Source organism: Rhizobium sp. GR12 (assembly GCF_036596185.1).
GTDB lineage: Bacteria > Pseudomonadota > Alphaproteobacteria > Rhizobiales > Rhizobiaceae > Agrobacterium > Agrobacterium nepotum.
On the sequence record NZ_JASXTH010000010.1, the window covers coordinates 190,770 to 204,021 of the forward strand.

Genomic DNA, 13,252 nt, shown 5'->3' on the forward strand with positions numbered 1-13,252 from the left:
TGGATAGCATTTCACGCGTTAAAAATTTCTGTTTTGGGGAGGCGGCATGAAAGGTCGCGCCTACCGATGTGACACCTTCAAGGTGGCCCGAGAATGCGGCGTCATCCTTCGCGACTGGCGGCACCATAGCCCGACCAGCCGCAAGGGGCGGGAGTGCTTCTGTAAGCCCACGGTGCGCGAGATCGGCCAGCGCCATGGCGAGGAACATCTGCGCCTTGTTCTGATGTTGATCACCGGCAACCCGCGCAACTCCGGCGAACTCTATGCCGACGTTATCAAGGCGGTGTCCCGGCTGCTGGCCGCAAATCCAGACCTGATGCGCCGGCCGTCGCTGGTACCAGACTTCAATCAAATAGACCTGAGCGCCGTCCGGCGTGGCGCTCGATCGACGGCAACGAAATATGGAGTGGCTGCAAGCGACGAGATCCTTGGAGCACTGAGAATGCATTTCGGCCTGTGGCCATATCGAGGAGCGGCAGAATGACGGTATTTGTGGCATGGACATATGAACAGGTGCGGGCGCAGATCATTGAGGCGGCCCACACGCTGCGAGCGTCTCCTGCCGACGCTGGGCCGGGACTGAAGACTGGCGCCATGGCATCGGTGCTGCACGAGATGGTTGGCGCGTTCGGTGAGAGCGAACATAATGTGCGCCGAGCGCCGCCGTCGGCAGGTGCGATAAGCCGGATGCATCAGGTGTGGGACTGGATAAACGCCTATCTCGATGAGGAAGGGCGGAAGATGATTTACTCTTATTCGTTCATCAAAATCCGGAAAGGCATGTACCTTGAGGCATATCTACGGAAAATCGACATGTCGCGAAGTACTTTCGACCGCCGAATTCAATCGTATTGTCAACAGATTGCGGACAATCTCAACCAAAAGCATCAAATCCGGTTAACGGTGGCGCTGGACGGCGTGACGCAAACCGGCTTAGAACACGCATCAACAACGGTAAATTCAAAGAAATGCGCCACGGACTGGCGAGACGAAGAAGTCACCGGCCAGAAGGAAAAAGTGAGGGCCGATAACCTCGCTTATGCCCGATGGCGCAACGAACGCCGGCGGCAGCTTATTGAGCGTGCCGAACGGTAGGCCGCAATCGACCCTTCTCCCTCGTAGAGAATTCGAACACCGGGACACCGGGCGCGGCGTAATTCAGAGCAGGCAGGGCAAACGGTAAGCCGCGCGGCTCATAGACACGAAGCATCCAGTTCAATTCTGATTCCCGCGAAGAGAGCCGATAAACTTCTTGACGTCTCCAAGACACAATCCGAAAAGTGGTCTTTGTTTTTTGGGGGCGGGCGCATATGGAATGGAAGTTCTTTGAAATTTCGTGGGAGCTATTACTCACAGTTGCCTGTGGGTACGCTGGGTATTTTGTTGCAAACGTCGGAGCCCGTGCCCACCACAAGACGATTGACGTCACATTCTCCACCATAGTCTACGGCTTCTTCGGCACTGCGGTCTACTTAATCATCTTAGCATTTAACCTTCCTCTATGGCTCGCGACGATTGGCGCATTTCTGGGGTCAATGATATCGGCCGGTATATGGGCTGCTAAGCTACGGAATATATTCACGAAGGTGCTGAGAATAGTAGGGGTTTCCCATACCGATGATCTGCCTTCGGCTTTAGCTAGTATGTTTACTGATAAGACGTCGCATTCAACCCAGCTTTCAGTTCGCTTGACGAGCGGCGTATGGCTTATGTGTAATGACTTAGCCCGCTTCAAAGAAGCACCTAACGGCCCCTGTGTTCTAGGGAGCAGCGGCGATGTACTCATGTACGTCACGCACCACCGCGAGCCAGATGGCGATTACGAGGAATGCGAAGTGGATGTGGCTGGCTGGGGAATGGAACTGACCTACGTTCCAGCCAGCCAAGTTGCACGTATAGATCTACGCAAAAAAAAGCCTACTTCTTCTTAGGCATTGGGGGCGCGCTATCCACTCTTTCTGAAGTGTCAGGTGTGTAAGATTCATCAACCCTGTCGCGGGAAGATCGGTCATCGACTTCGGGCTTGTAACTCTTTTTCGAGTATTCGATTGGGTCGTTTTCTCGATCGTTTGTCATGATGCACCTACTCTTGGTTTGCGTGAGTCTGATGGTAGTTTTATTTTTCAAGCGCCGGCGATTTAGAGATCAGCAAACGTTGTGTCGTCCTTAGATCCCGTTTCGTTAGCGGGTTATTCGCCCATCACGATACACAGGCCGTACGAGAAGCAGTCAATCTTAGCTATGACCGCAAATCAAGATGAACATCGCTGAATTTTGCCTGCGACCGAGCGGGAGAGTGAAGAAACCGCAGTTGGTGGGCGATGGGCGTCAGCTAGGTGAAATAGAATCGTCGGAGCAGGAGAGGGCGCTGAGCTAGCGCCCAAACCTGTTACCCCTTAATGATCTTCTCGATACTTTCAGCCGTCAGGGACCGACCACCGAAACCAGCTTTTTGCACCTCTTCGTTATAAGCTGGGAGCATTCTACGGTAAGAGGGAAGGCTCATTTGCGAATGAGAGTTCAAAGACCGGCCCTTAAATTCTGAAAAGCGGTCCATGTTGTTTATCAGGAATGATGCCACGCTATGATGTTTGTCATGGTTACCATCGAAGCCTGAGAAGGTGAGATCATACGGGTGAGCATTTTTTGCCAACTGATCCTGTTCGGCAGAAGGCAATTTTTTAACGCTGTGCTCGATGTACGACCACATACCGAGAATATCGGCTGTTTCCTTTACTATAGATTCCTCAGTCTCTTCGGTGGCTATCCCAGGATATTGCCAAGAAAGAGCCCACGAGTGACCGTTGAAAATTGCGGAGCGGATAAAGTCGAGGTCAATCTCCTCCTTGCCGTCCTTTTGATCCGCCAATGCCAGTAGAATTAGTTTTTCGCCGTCTGAAAGTTTCATCGCTTTGCTTTCTCATTGGTGACATCGAATTTGTAGCGAGACAGGGAGATAATCCTGTCGAGCGCGCTATCTACCTTAGGTGGGATGCCGTCTTCACCCGCAGCCTCGGCGGCAATGTCGTGGATGAGGTCTAGCACACTGTTTAACTGCTCTGCGGTGGGGCGCTCAATACCCATGGCTCTCTCCTAGAGTTGTAGAGGATGAACAGTAAAACCACAGCGGCACAGATTCGCAAAGAGCGACCCTAACCAGTGGAGCATTCGGCATTTAACCAATCATGGGCGAGCGGACGATCCTAACCTCGTCAACCGGTACGAGGAACAAGGCCTTGCTTACGGTGTGAAACCAGCGCCGTCCGCTCGACGGGTGCCTTTCCCCGGCATATGGGGCGCAAAGCAAGACAAACCGGATCAACACCAATCTGGATAGGAAACGTTATGTCTTTTGAGAAAGTCCAGCCTGCCGGCTTTGCCTGGTCCGTTACTCCCAGCGATGCCAACGAACTCGCAAAGAGGACCAGGGCCGTTTTCATCGGTGGGGATGGCAATCTCTCTTGCGAGATGTTCGACCCTTCGACCAACAAGACCGCCACCGTTGTTTTCAATGGCCTCGTCGCGGGATCTGTGTTGCCGATCGAAACGAAGCGCATCCTGTCGACCGGGACCACCGCAACAAACATCGTCGCGCTGGCGTAACAAGCATGGCAGCAACTATCCGAGTGCTCGACACGAAGGCTGCAGCAAAGGCTGAAGTCGTAGAGGAAGCCAAGCGCGTTCTCGCAATGGCCGAACGGGGCGAGATTGTCGATCTCTCTTGGTCGGCGGCAAAGGTCGACGGGGCCGTCATCTCATCCTTCACGGCAACAGAGGACGCACATAGGCGCATCGCTTCGGTGTCACGCCTTCTGCATCGCCTACATATCCTCGCAGACGAGCAAGCAGAGTAAGACATGGGCAGGAAGACAGAGTTCAACCAGCGCACGGCTGACGCCATCTGTGAGCGCCTTGCCAACGGCCTGAGCTTGAGGGCGATCTGCCGTAACGATGCCATGCCGTCAAAGACGACGGTGTTCAAATGGCTGCTGCAAAATGCCGAGTTCGCGGACCAATACGCGCGTGCGCGCGAAGCCCAGGCTGACCACTTCGTAGACGAGATTGTCGAGATTGCCGACCGGCCGAAGCTTGGCAAGAAAACGAAGCGGACTTCGGACGGAAAGCTGGAAGAAACCACGTTCGACATGACCGAGCATCGCCGGTTGCAGATCGAGACGCGCAAATGGGTTGCGGCCCGGATGCGGCCGAAGAAATACGGCGACAAGATCGATGTCGAGCAGAAGACGACGCTTGAGGCTGGCGACAGCGTAATGGCGCTGATGAAGGCGATCGATGGGCGAACCCGCACTAAGTGAGGACATTGTTGCGCAGTGGTCTGACCGACGCTGGCGGCTGAATAACCTCTATTACATCAAGGACAGGCACGGGAATGTCGTGCTGTTCAAGATGAACCCGTCGCAGGAAAAGCTGCTGGATGATCTTCATTTTCTGAACATCATCCTCAAGGCGCGGCAGATGGGGTTTTCGACCTTCATTCTGCTGCTGGCGCTGGACTGCTGCATATTCAATTCGAACTTCGCGGCCGGTCTGATTGCTGACACGAAAAAGAACGCGCAAAACCTATTGGAGCGCATCAAATACGCTTACGAAAAGCTGCCGCTGCCGATCCAGCGCACGGTTCAAATCGTATCGGACAATTCGACGGAGATAGAGTTCAGCAATGGCTCGGGTGTCGAGGTCGGCGTTTCGCTGCGATCCGGAACGAAGAACTTCCTGCATATCTCCGAATACGGGAAGATTTGCGCAAAGACGCCTGACAAGGCCAAAGAAGTGAAGTCCGGTTCGCTCAACACTCTGGCGTCTGGTCAGCTTGGCTTCATCGAAAGCACGGCTGAAGGTCGCGGCGGCGACTTCTACGACAAGGTGCAGATTGCCCGGAAGATACTGGATGCGGGCCGCGAACCCGGCGAGATGGATTACCGGTTCCATTTCTTCGCATGGTGGGAAGATGCCTCATACCAGTTGAACGCGCCCACGCTGATCACCGAAGAGGATTCTGTCTACTTCGCAGGGCTTGAGGCCGAACACGGCATAACACTCACGATGCCCCAGAAGTGGTGGTACGTGGCCAAGAAGGCGGAACAGGGCGAGGATATGTGGAAAGAGTTTCCATCCACTCCTGACGAAGCTTTCCGGGCAGCAAAGGAAGGCGCGTATTTCGGCAAGGAGATGCGGACGTTGCGCCAGCTTGGCCGGATCGGTTCCTATCCGTTCGTGCCGAACATCGCCGTCAATACGTTCTGGGATTTCGGCCTGGGCGACAATCAGACGATATGGCTGCATCAAGAGGTGGCGGGAGAGCATAGGTTCCCCGGCTATTTCGAAGACAGCGGTATGGGGCTGGGCCACTATTTCAACTGGCTGGATAAATGGGCGGCACAGCGCGGCGCCCGGTGGGGAAAGCACTATGCCCCGCACGACGTGGACCATCGCCGCCAGACGACGACTGCGGGGCTGGCAGAGACCATCAAGACGATGTCGGCCAAGCAGGGCTTTATCTTTCAGACGGTCGAGCGCAACCCGGACAAGATCAACTCCATCATGGGGATTCGTGCAAAGCTGCCAAGCTGCTGCTTCGATGAAGTGGGGGCGGCGCAGGGCATCATCCACCTGGAAAACTACAGCCGCGATTGGGACGAAAAGCTCAGCGTTTGGCGAAGCTATCCACGGCACGACCTGCACAGCCATGGCGCTGACGGGTTCATGACATTCACGGACGGCTACGCGCCGCCCCGGAAAGCAACCGAAAAGCGGCCTGACCGCCGCAGCACTTCTTCACATGGATGGATGTCCTGATGGCCGATAAAAAGCAGAAATCCAGCGATCTGCTGACCGAAGGCCGCAAGGCATTCCAGCGAAGCAGCGACCACGAGAAGGACAATCGACAGACAGGGCTTGATGACATCAAGTTTTCTCGCCTGTCGGAACAGTGGCCGGATGAAATTGCCGAGCAGCGCCGTCGAGAAAGCCGACCTATCCTCACCGTCAACCGGATGAAGCCGTTTATTCGCCAGGTCGTGAACGATGCGCGCCAGAACAAGCCGCAGATCAAAGTTCACCCGGTCGATAGCGGTTCTGACCCGAAGACGGCCGATGTCATTAACGGCCTGATCCGCAACATCGAATATACGTCAAACTCCGATGTGGCTTATGACACTGGCGTTGAACAAAGCGTGTCCGGTGGTTTCGGCTATTGGCGTGTCGGCATGGATTACGCCTACGATGATACGTTCGACATGGACCTTTCCATTGATCGGATAGCGAACCAGTTCTCGGTCTATGGCGATCCTGACAGCATGTGCGCGGACTCTTCCGATTGGAACGTCGCGTTCATTGTCGAGCGGCTATCGAAACAGGCGTTTAAGGCGAAGTACAAGAAATCGAAGAACATCGACGGCAACGCCGTAACGACAGATTTCGATAAGGATTCCGTGCCTGTCGATTTTGACAGCGACTCCTGGGTCTCACTGCAGAACACATGGGTGGATGACGGCGGCGTTCTGGTCGCTGAATGGTGGACCCGCCGCGAAGAGGGAGAGGAGATTGTCAGGCTCTCCAACGGCCATATCTACCGCGTCAGCGATATTATGAGCGACGATGAAGGTGAGGACGACAAATATTCGAGCGCCGGCACTGACGACATGATGGAGGCCATTCGCTTCGGTCTCGACAACGGCCAGTTGACGATCGAGACGGATGCGAACGGCAAGGAACTGCGCCGCAAGCGAAAGGTGTGCAAGGTACGCCAGGTCATCATGACCGGTGCCGACGTGCTGGAAATCAACGAGTGGCCCGGCAAGTACATTCCTATCGTCCCGGTTTACGGCGATGAAATCATAGTTGAGGGCAAGCGGTATTTCCGCAGCCTGATCCACGACGCCAAAGACAGCCAGCGCCAGTTTAATTATTGGCAATCGACGGCTACCGAACTCGTAGCGCTAGCGCCGAAGGTTCCGTGGGTTGGCAAGGCTGGCACGTTTGACAGCGACCCGAATTGGGCAACCGCGAATACGCAGAGCCACGCCTATCTCGAATATGACGAGGAAGCCCCGATCCGTCAGCCTTTGGACGGTGGACAGGCTGTCGGCGCTATCTCGCAGGCCATGCAAAGCTCGGACAACATGAAGTCCATCATCGGCGTATATGACGCTTCGCTTGGCGCGCGGTCGAATGAGACCAGCGGTAAAGCCATTATGGCCCGCCAGCGCGAGGGCGATGTTTCGACGTTCCACTTCATCGACAATCTGTCGCGGGCCATTCGCCATACCGGGCGCATCCTGATTGATCTTATCCCGAAGGTTTACACGAGGGAGCGCATCATTCGTATCATTGGCGAGGATGGAACCGCGCAGTCGGTGACGGTCAACAGCCAGACGCCGCAGCCAGTCGTCGGGCCTGATGGTCAGCCGGTGAAGGATGAGAAGGGCCAGGTAATAGAGGCTATCCACGACCTCACCGCAGGCAAATATGATCTGACTGTGACGACGGGCCCGAGCTTCACAACAAGACGCGAGGAAGCCGCCGCGCAGATGACGGAACTGGTACGGGCATTCCCGCAGGCTGCTCCGTTCGTTGCCGACATCATGGCGAGAAACTTCGATTGGCCTGGTGCTGATGAGATTGCCAAGCGCTTCGAGGCGATGAACCCGGCCAAGCAGAACCAGATTCCGCCACAGGTCCAACAGCAATTGCAGGAAATGCAGCAGCAGCTTCAGAACTTGACCGGTGAAAATGCCGACCTGAAGCAGGGCCACGATATCAAGATGTTCGATGCGCAGACCAACCGGATGAAGGTTGAAGGCGATCAGCAGAACGATCATGCCGAACTCGGCCTGAAGATGATTGGCGCCGCCTCGGGCCAATAATTTCCACACGACCAACCTCCATGGAGTCGACCACAGATGACTGATGTAACGACGGAAGCAACCGGCGAAGGACTGGCTATGCCAGCAACCGAAGCACAACAGCCCGTTAACACCACGCAAGAGGTCGGGGAGCAGCCTCGTGACCTCGATGCGCCTGTCAGCCTTGATGCGGATGCACAGGCCCAGCCAAATGGTGGCGATGCCGGCGGAGACGACACCGCCAACGCTGAAGCCGTCCCGGCTGAACCTGAACATGTGGAAATCGAGTTTGATGGCAAGACGTACAACGTCCCCGCCGAACTCAAAGACAAGTTCATGATGCAGGCGGATTACACGCGGAAAACGCAGGAAACCGCTGTCGTCAAGAAAGAGGCTGAACAACTCAGGGAAGAGGCCACGCGCATCTTCCAGAGTTCGAAGGAATTCATTGAGGCAAACGCCGTGATGATGAACCTCGACAGTCAGCTGCAGCAATACCAGTCAATCGACTGGCAGCAGCTTGAGCAGGCCGACCCGGTAGCTGCCATGTCGCATTGGCGGCAGTTTCAACAGCTTCAGGGTCAGCATCAGCAGGTCTCACAGTACCTGCAAAACGCCGAAGGCGAACGTAGCGCTAAAGCGGAGCAAGAGATTGCCAACCGTCTGCGCCAAACGGCCGAATTCGCGCAGAAAGAAATCACCGGCTGGAACCAGCAGGTAGACGAGGAAGTCACGAAGTTTGCGACGGACTTCGGCTTTACCGCCGAACAACTCCGCGCCTCGATGACACCCCAGATCTACAAAGTCCTGCATCGTGCAATGTTGGGCGAAAAGCTACTCCAGCAACAGAAAGCCGCACCAAAGCCAGCCGCCCAGGTCGCAAAGCCTCTGTCTACCGTCACCGCCAAGGCATCGCCAGCGGTAACGAAGGACCCGGAGGATATGTCCATGGACGAGTACGTGGCTTTCCGCAAATCGCAGGACATCAAACTCCGCGGTTAATCTCATTCTGTGCGGCCCGAGCGCCGCGTAAGGTCATCACAACATGGCAAACACTGTAAAAACCGTCTCCATGATCGCGAAGGAAGCGGTCATGATCCTCGAAAACAACCTCGTCATGGCGAAGCAGGTTCACCGTGGCTATGACGAGGAATATGCGCAGAACCCGAACGGTTACAAGATCGGCACCACGATCACGATCCGCAAGCCGACGGATTTCACCGTCCGCGACGGCGCCGTGGCGTCCAATCAGGACGTGACGGAAGGCTCGACCACTCTGGTGGTCAACAAGCAAAAGGGCATCGACTTCCAGTTCACCTCTCAGGAACTGACCCTGTCGATGAACCAGCTTTCGGAGCGCGTCATTCAGCCGGCAATGGTGCAGCTTGCGAACCAGATCGACCGCGACTTGATGGGTCTCTATCAGAGCGTCCCGTCGTGGGTTGGCACACCTGGCAACGTCGTCAACTCCTATGCCGACTTTTCCAAGGCGCCCGAGCGTCTGGATGAATTCGCCGTTCCGATGGCAAACCGTTCTGCAGTCCTGTCCCCTTCAGATAACTGGGGCATGTTGGGTTCGCAGACCGGTCTGTTCATTACCGACGCGGCGAAGGGTGCCTATCGTTCCGGCTCGCTGGGTGAAATCGGCGGCGTCGATACCTTCCAGGCTCAGAACGTTCCCACGCACGTTGTCGGCGTTGCGACCGGTACTCCGCTGGTCAACGGCGCAAACCAGAACGTCACCTATGATACGGTGAAGGACACTGGCACGCAGTCTCTCATCACCGATGGCTGGACAAACTCCATTACCGGCATTCTGAAGGCTGGCGATGTGTTCACCATTGCCGGCGTCTTCGCCGTCAACCCCGTGACGAAAGCCACGCTTCCGTTCCTTCGTCAGTTCTCCGTCGTCGCAGACGTGGATTCCGGCGCATCGACTGGCCCGGCCACGCTCACCATCACGCCGCCCATCATAGCGTCCGGTGCACAGCAGACGGTTTCCGCCGCTCCTGCCGACAATGCCGCCATTACCGTTCTCGGTACGGGTGGCACGGGCTACCGCCAGAACCTCGTGTTCCACAAGAATGCGTTCGCTCTGGTGACTGTCCCGATGGAAAAGCCGGAAGGTGCCGTCAACGTGTCCCGTCAGACGTACAAGGGCATCAACGTGCGCCTTGTCCCGTACTACGACGGTACGAACGACATCAGCAAATGGCGTCTGGACGTGCTCTACGGCGTCAAGGCGATCGATCCCCGGCTTGCCACGCGCCTTTCCGGCACGCCGTAATCGTCTCGTGCTTGGGAAAATTGGGGGGCGACAATGGCCCCCTTTTTTCAGGAAGGACAGCAGATGAAAGCTGAACACCCGACATGGATGTATTCCGACAATGGCCCCCGCCTGTTTCAGGAAGGAGAGGACATACCGGATGGGTTTGTGGACAGCCCTGCAAAGCTCGATGGCCCCACAGGTGAGCCGTCCGGCAAGCCCACAGTCAAGCGCCAGCGCCGTCCGAGAGTCGCGAAGGAGTGATCGATGGCAATCAGCAATTACACAGAGCTTCAGGCGTCGATCTCCGACTATATGGCGCGCAATGACATTTCTGGCAAAGCTTCGGAGTTCATTGCGCTGGCCGAAGCGCGTTTGAACCGAAAGCTCGGAACGATTGCCTCGACAATCATTCTTTCGGGAGTGGCGGGACAAAACTTCATCGACATTACGGCCCTGAACATCGTGGAGCCGGTCTCCCTGTTTGTAGAAGGAACGACGCGCGAGTTCCTGATTTTACCGAGACCGCAGGGAACCTTCGCATATTCCGAGATAGCCGCCACGCCCACCAAGTGCGCCGTGGAACGGGTTCTGGAAGCCGGGGTGGAGAAGACATACCTCCGCTTCGACAGGGACATGGATGCTCCTTACACGTTCCGCTTTACCTATCAGGGCCGCTTCGCTCTTTCCGACGCCACTCCGACCAACGACTTCCTGACCAATTTCCCGGACGTCTACATGGCCGCTGCCATCGTGTGGGGCTGCATCTACACGAAGTCGGTCAAGGACGGAGCGATGTGGAAATCCGTTCTCGAAGAGGGCTTGCTTGAAGCGCGTAACACTTACGCAAAAAGCAAGCGCGCTGTTTTGACAGTCGATCCCATGCTTTCGGGCTGCCGGCGTCCCGGTCTTAATCTGGATATCGCAACATGAGAATTGCATTCGGCCCGTTCGAACCTGACAAGAGCGTGTACAACGCTGGGGTCAGCGGAAGCATCGTGAATGCGTTTCCGGTTGCCAACGGCTGGGGACCGATGCCGGGCCTTTCCGTGATCTCTGATGCGCTTCCCAGCGCTTGCCGGGGTGCGGTCTATGTCCGCGATAGTTCGGGCAATTACACGATCATCGCGGCGACGGCTACCAACATCTATAAACTGAACACAACCGCTTACTCGTGGGACGATATCTCCGGGCCGTCCGCTCCATATAGTCTCAATCTGGTTGATACGTGGTCGTTCACGGTCTTTGGCACAAAGCTTTTGATCCACAACATTGCCGATCCCATTCAGGTCTACGACATTGAAACAGCAGGCAACTGCGCGGATCTCGCCGGCTCACCTCCGCAGGCGAAATACTCGTGGGTGTCGGGCGACTTTCTTGTGCTTGGCTACCTGTCAGGCACGAATGGCGAAAAGAAAATCCGCTGGTCTGGCGTCAACGATATCGAATTCTGGACGATTGGCGAAAAGGGAGCCGACGAGCAGGTCTTGCCGGAAGGCGAAGAGGTCATGGGCGGCTTTGGCGAGCAGAACGGCTTTTATGTCGTCAATCGCAGCGCCATGCATTTCTTTGTTTTTTCCCCCTCGTCGGGATACACCTTCACGCGCCAGACGATGAACCCGAAGCAGGGCGCGGTATCGTCAGGCTCAATCGTGTCCATCGGGCCGGGAATGTTCTTTTACCTGTCCGAGGACGGTTTTTTCGCAGGCGCGGCACGCAAGCCGATCGGGGCTGAGCGCGTCGACAAGTGGTTCCTTTCGCAAGTCGATATGACCTATCTCGGCGAGGTGCAAGGATCGGCAGACCCCTACGAGAAAATCATCTGGTGGAAATACCGCAGGCCGGACGGGACGTTTCGCAGGCTGGGTTATGACTGGCAGCTTGACCGCTGGTGCACGACGGACCTGCAGGTGGGCGAGATGATGTCACTGGTCACGCCGGGCATCACATGGGACGGTCTATCGACGCTTTACGCTTCCATTGAAGAGGTGACTGAGCCGTTTGACAGCCGCGTATTCCTTGGCGGTCGCCCGACGATGGCAACGTTCACGCCTGATAACAGGTTAGCGTTTTTCTCTGGTCAAAATCAGTCGGCAACGCTCGATACTGCCATCGTGGAGACCGACCCGGTTATACGAACATTCTGCCGCGCAGCGCGCGTCATCAGTGATGCTATCGGCTTATCGGCGACGGACACCGTCTACAGCTACCACGGCGCGACAGGGGAGGTTTCTGCACCCCAGACGGTTAACCGCGCCGGTCTGCTTAATTTCCGTCAGGACGGACGATTACACAAGTTCTCCTGCTCCATTCCTTCCGGCTCTGACTGGTCGATTATCTCGGACATCGAGGCAGAATTCGGGGAGGCCGGCGAGCAATGAGCGTCAATGCAAATTATACTGGCAATATTCGAAAGCCAGAGAGCCGCGCACTGTCTGGCACTTCACTCGAATTGGTAGGCTCGGTGGCGGAAGACAGAACGCAGACCGTCGCCGCATGGTCATTTGTCAACACGACGGGCGGCGCAGTGACATGCAGCCTCTACTGGAACGACGGGACAGCAGATCGCTTGATCTGGCGTAAGTCCGTGGCCGCCAACGACACCCAGGTTGAAAGCAATCTCCCTGTCCGCCTGGAAACGGGAAATTCCATCAAGGCTGCAGCCTCATCTGGTGTCATTGTCAACCTCATTTACGCGCTGGCGTATCAGGTATCATGAACATCTACATCGCGAATGTTGCCGACGTTGACACCCTCTGGCAGACCGTCGGCCCGAAGATCAATGCCGCCATAGAGAAGTGCGGAGACGATCTGTCGACCGGTGAGCTATGGCAGATGTGCCGGTCTGGTCATGCCTTTCTTGTGGTTGCCCGAGACGATAACGGGTTGCTGATGGCTGCAATCGTCCGCTTTGAGCGCTGGAGCAATGGCGCTGTTCTTCGCGTCCTGTCTCTCGTCGGCGAACAGATAAGCGAATGGGCGGCCAAGGTTAAACGCTTCCTCTCGGAAATGGCCCTGTCCAATGGAGCCACGAGGATCGTGGCAGAAGGCCGCGAGGGGTGGGTGAAGATTTTTGATGAGCCGAAAAGAATTCGCTCAACTTACGTGATGGAGCTTTGAC

17 protein-coding genes are annotated in these 13,252 nt (G+C 56.1%); 15 read left to right on the top strand and 2 right to left on the bottom strand.

Annotation, left to right across the window (positions count from 1 at the left end; all coding sequences use genetic code 11):
- Nucleotides 1–46 precede the first annotated feature (46 nt).
- The 3 genes from QSK43_RS18675 to QSK43_RS18685 all read left to right on the top strand — a co-directional run bounded on the left by QSK43_RS18675 (nt 47) and on the right by QSK43_RS18685 (nt 1,931).
- Entirely contained in the window at nt 47–484 is a 438-nt protein-coding gene (locus QSK43_RS18675) for a hypothetical protein (protein WP_332304689.1), read from the top strand.
- Nucleotides 481–1,095 carry a DUF6362 family protein gene (locus QSK43_RS18680; RefSeq protein ID WP_332304690.1) on the top strand — a complete coding sequence of 205 codons (615 nt, stop codon included), beginning with the start codon at nt 481–483 and terminating at the stop codon, nt 1,093–1,095. Before QSK43_RS18675 ends, QSK43_RS18680 begins: the two co-directional genes overlap by 4 nt.
- 215 nt (nt 1,096–1,310) lie before the next feature.
- Nucleotides 1,311–1,931, top strand: a complete 621-nt coding sequence (locus QSK43_RS18685) for a hypothetical protein (protein ID WP_332304691.1) — start codon at nt 1,311–1,313, stop codon at nt 1,929–1,931.
- Nucleotides 1,932–2,389: 458 nt separating this feature from the next.
- On the opposite strand, the gene QSK43_RS18690 is transcribed toward QSK43_RS18685, so the two are convergent.
- On the bottom strand, nt 2,390–2,908 hold the full coding sequence (locus tag QSK43_RS18690) for a YfbU family protein (protein ID WP_332304692.1): 519 nt from the start codon (nt 2,906–2,908) through the stop codon (nt 2,390–2,392).
- The gene (locus QSK43_RS18695) at nt 2,905–3,084 is read right to left on the bottom strand and encodes a hypothetical protein (RefSeq protein WP_332304693.1); all 180 of its coding nucleotides are present in this window, start codon (nt 3,082–3,084) and stop codon (nt 2,905–2,907) included. The genes QSK43_RS18690 and QSK43_RS18695 overlap by 4 nt, the downstream gene beginning before the upstream one ends.
- Before the next feature lie 261 nt (nt 3,085–3,345).
- Here QSK43_RS18695 and QSK43_RS18700 point away from each other — a divergent pair, with 261 nt between their 5' ends.
- From QSK43_RS18700 to QSK43_RS18755, 12 genes are all read left to right on the top strand, one after another.
- Complete coding sequence (locus QSK43_RS18700; RefSeq protein ID WP_332304694.1) at nt 3,346–3,603, top strand: spike base protein, RCAP_Rcc01079 family; 258 nt, start codon at nt 3,346–3,348, stop codon at nt 3,601–3,603.
- Between the two features lie 5 nt (nt 3,604–3,608).
- A complete protein-coding gene (locus QSK43_RS18705; protein ID WP_332304695.1) occupies nt 3,609–3,854 on the top strand; it encodes a hypothetical protein in 246 nt (81 codons plus the stop codon).
- A 3-nt stretch (nt 3,855–3,857) separates the two neighbouring features.
- On the top strand, nt 3,858–4,316 hold the full coding sequence (locus tag QSK43_RS18710) for a terminase small subunit protein (protein WP_332304696.1): 459 nt from the start codon (nt 3,858–3,860) through the stop codon (nt 4,314–4,316).
- Nucleotides 4,294–5,817, top strand: coding sequence for a terminase (locus QSK43_RS18715; protein ID WP_332304697.1), 1,524 nt, complete (start codon nt 4,294–4,296; stop codon nt 5,815–5,817). The genes QSK43_RS18710 and QSK43_RS18715 overlap by 23 nt, the downstream gene beginning before the upstream one ends.
- Nucleotides 5,817–7,886: a portal protein gene (locus QSK43_RS18720; protein WP_332304698.1), complete on the top strand. Its 2,070-nt coding sequence runs from the start codon at nt 5,817–5,819 to the stop codon at nt 7,884–7,886. Before QSK43_RS18715 ends, QSK43_RS18720 begins: the two co-directional genes overlap by 1 nt.
- A 36-nt stretch (nt 7,887–7,922) precedes the next feature.
- Nucleotides 7,923–8,867, top strand: coding sequence for a hypothetical protein (locus tag QSK43_RS18725; RefSeq protein ID WP_332304699.1), 945 nt, complete (start codon nt 7,923–7,925; stop codon nt 8,865–8,867).
- A 43-nt stretch (nt 8,868–8,910) separates the two neighbouring features.
- On the top strand, nt 8,911–10,152 hold the full coding sequence (locus tag QSK43_RS18730) for a P22 phage major capsid protein family protein (RefSeq protein ID WP_183229772.1): 1,242 nt from the start codon (nt 8,911–8,913) through the stop codon (nt 10,150–10,152).
- 63 nt (nt 10,153–10,215) lie between these two features.
- Nucleotides 10,216–10,395, top strand: a complete 180-nt coding sequence (locus tag QSK43_RS18735) for a hypothetical protein (protein ID WP_183229773.1) — start codon at nt 10,216–10,218, stop codon at nt 10,393–10,395.
- Nucleotides 10,396–10,398: 3 nt separating this feature from the next.
- A complete protein-coding gene (locus tag QSK43_RS18740) occupies nt 10,399–11,064 on the top strand; it encodes a phage adaptor protein (RefSeq protein ID WP_332304700.1) in 666 nt (221 codons plus the stop codon).
- The gene (locus QSK43_RS18745; protein WP_332304701.1) at nt 11,061–12,512 is read left to right on the top strand and encodes a hypothetical protein; all 1,452 of its coding nucleotides are present in this window, start codon (nt 11,061–11,063) and stop codon (nt 12,510–12,512) included. The genes QSK43_RS18740 and QSK43_RS18745 overlap by 4 nt, the downstream gene beginning before the upstream one ends.
- Nucleotides 12,509–12,850 (top strand): hypothetical protein, encoded by a 342-nt coding sequence (locus QSK43_RS18750; protein ID WP_332304702.1) that lies wholly within the window; start codon nt 12,509–12,511, stop codon nt 12,848–12,850. The genes QSK43_RS18745 and QSK43_RS18750 overlap by 4 nt, the downstream gene beginning before the upstream one ends.
- Nucleotides 12,847–13,251: a hypothetical protein gene (locus QSK43_RS18755; RefSeq protein ID WP_332304703.1), complete on the top strand. Its 405-nt coding sequence runs from the start codon at nt 12,847–12,849 to the stop codon at nt 13,249–13,251. Before QSK43_RS18750 ends, QSK43_RS18755 begins: the two co-directional genes overlap by 4 nt.
- Nucleotide 13,252: the final 1 nt, after the last annotated feature.

What these genes read in the sequence shown, in the direction of transcription:
- QSK43_RS18675 (WP_332304689.1), top strand. Translation starts at nt 47, where the DNA reads ATGAAAGGTCGCGCCTACCGATGTGACACCTTCAAGGTGGCCCGAGAA.
- QSK43_RS18680 (WP_332304690.1), top strand. Translation starts at nt 481, where the DNA reads ATGACGGTATTTGTGGCATGGACATATGAACAGGTGCGGGCGCAGATC.
- QSK43_RS18685 (WP_332304691.1), top strand. Translation starts at nt 1,311, where the DNA reads ATGGAATGGAAGTTCTTTGAAATTTCGTGGGAGCTATTACTCACAGTT.
- QSK43_RS18690 (WP_332304692.1), bottom strand. Translation starts at nt 2,908, where the DNA reads ATGAAACTTTCAGACGGCGAAAAACTAATTCTACTGGCATTGGCGGAT.
- QSK43_RS18695 (WP_332304693.1), bottom strand. Translation starts at nt 3,084, where the DNA reads ATGGGTATTGAGCGCCCCACCGCAGAGCAGTTAAACAGTGTGCTAGAC.
- QSK43_RS18700 (WP_332304694.1), top strand. Translation starts at nt 3,346, where the DNA reads ATGTCTTTTGAGAAAGTCCAGCCTGCCGGCTTTGCCTGGTCCGTTACT.
- QSK43_RS18705 (WP_332304695.1), top strand. Translation starts at nt 3,609, where the DNA reads ATGGCAGCAACTATCCGAGTGCTCGACACGAAGGCTGCAGCAAAGGCT.
- QSK43_RS18710 (WP_332304696.1), top strand. Translation starts at nt 3,858, where the DNA reads ATGGGCAGGAAGACAGAGTTCAACCAGCGCACGGCTGACGCCATCTGT.
- QSK43_RS18715 (WP_332304697.1), top strand. Translation starts at nt 4,294, where the DNA reads ATGGGCGAACCCGCACTAAGTGAGGACATTGTTGCGCAGTGGTCTGAC.
- QSK43_RS18720 (WP_332304698.1), top strand. Translation starts at nt 5,817, where the DNA reads ATGGCCGATAAAAAGCAGAAATCCAGCGATCTGCTGACCGAAGGCCGC.
- QSK43_RS18725 (WP_332304699.1), top strand. Translation starts at nt 7,923, where the DNA reads ATGACTGATGTAACGACGGAAGCAACCGGCGAAGGACTGGCTATGCCA.
- QSK43_RS18730 (WP_183229772.1), top strand. Translation starts at nt 8,911, where the DNA reads ATGGCAAACACTGTAAAAACCGTCTCCATGATCGCGAAGGAAGCGGTC.
- QSK43_RS18735 (WP_183229773.1), top strand. Translation starts at nt 10,216, where the DNA reads ATGAAAGCTGAACACCCGACATGGATGTATTCCGACAATGGCCCCCGC.
- QSK43_RS18740 (WP_332304700.1), top strand. Translation starts at nt 10,399, where the DNA reads ATGGCAATCAGCAATTACACAGAGCTTCAGGCGTCGATCTCCGACTAT.
- QSK43_RS18745 (WP_332304701.1), top strand. Translation starts at nt 11,061, where the DNA reads ATGAGAATTGCATTCGGCCCGTTCGAACCTGACAAGAGCGTGTACAAC.
- QSK43_RS18750 (WP_332304702.1), top strand. Translation starts at nt 12,509, where the DNA reads ATGAGCGTCAATGCAAATTATACTGGCAATATTCGAAAGCCAGAGAGC.
- QSK43_RS18755 (WP_332304703.1), top strand. Translation starts at nt 12,847, where the DNA reads ATGAACATCTACATCGCGAATGTTGCCGACGTTGACACCCTCTGGCAG.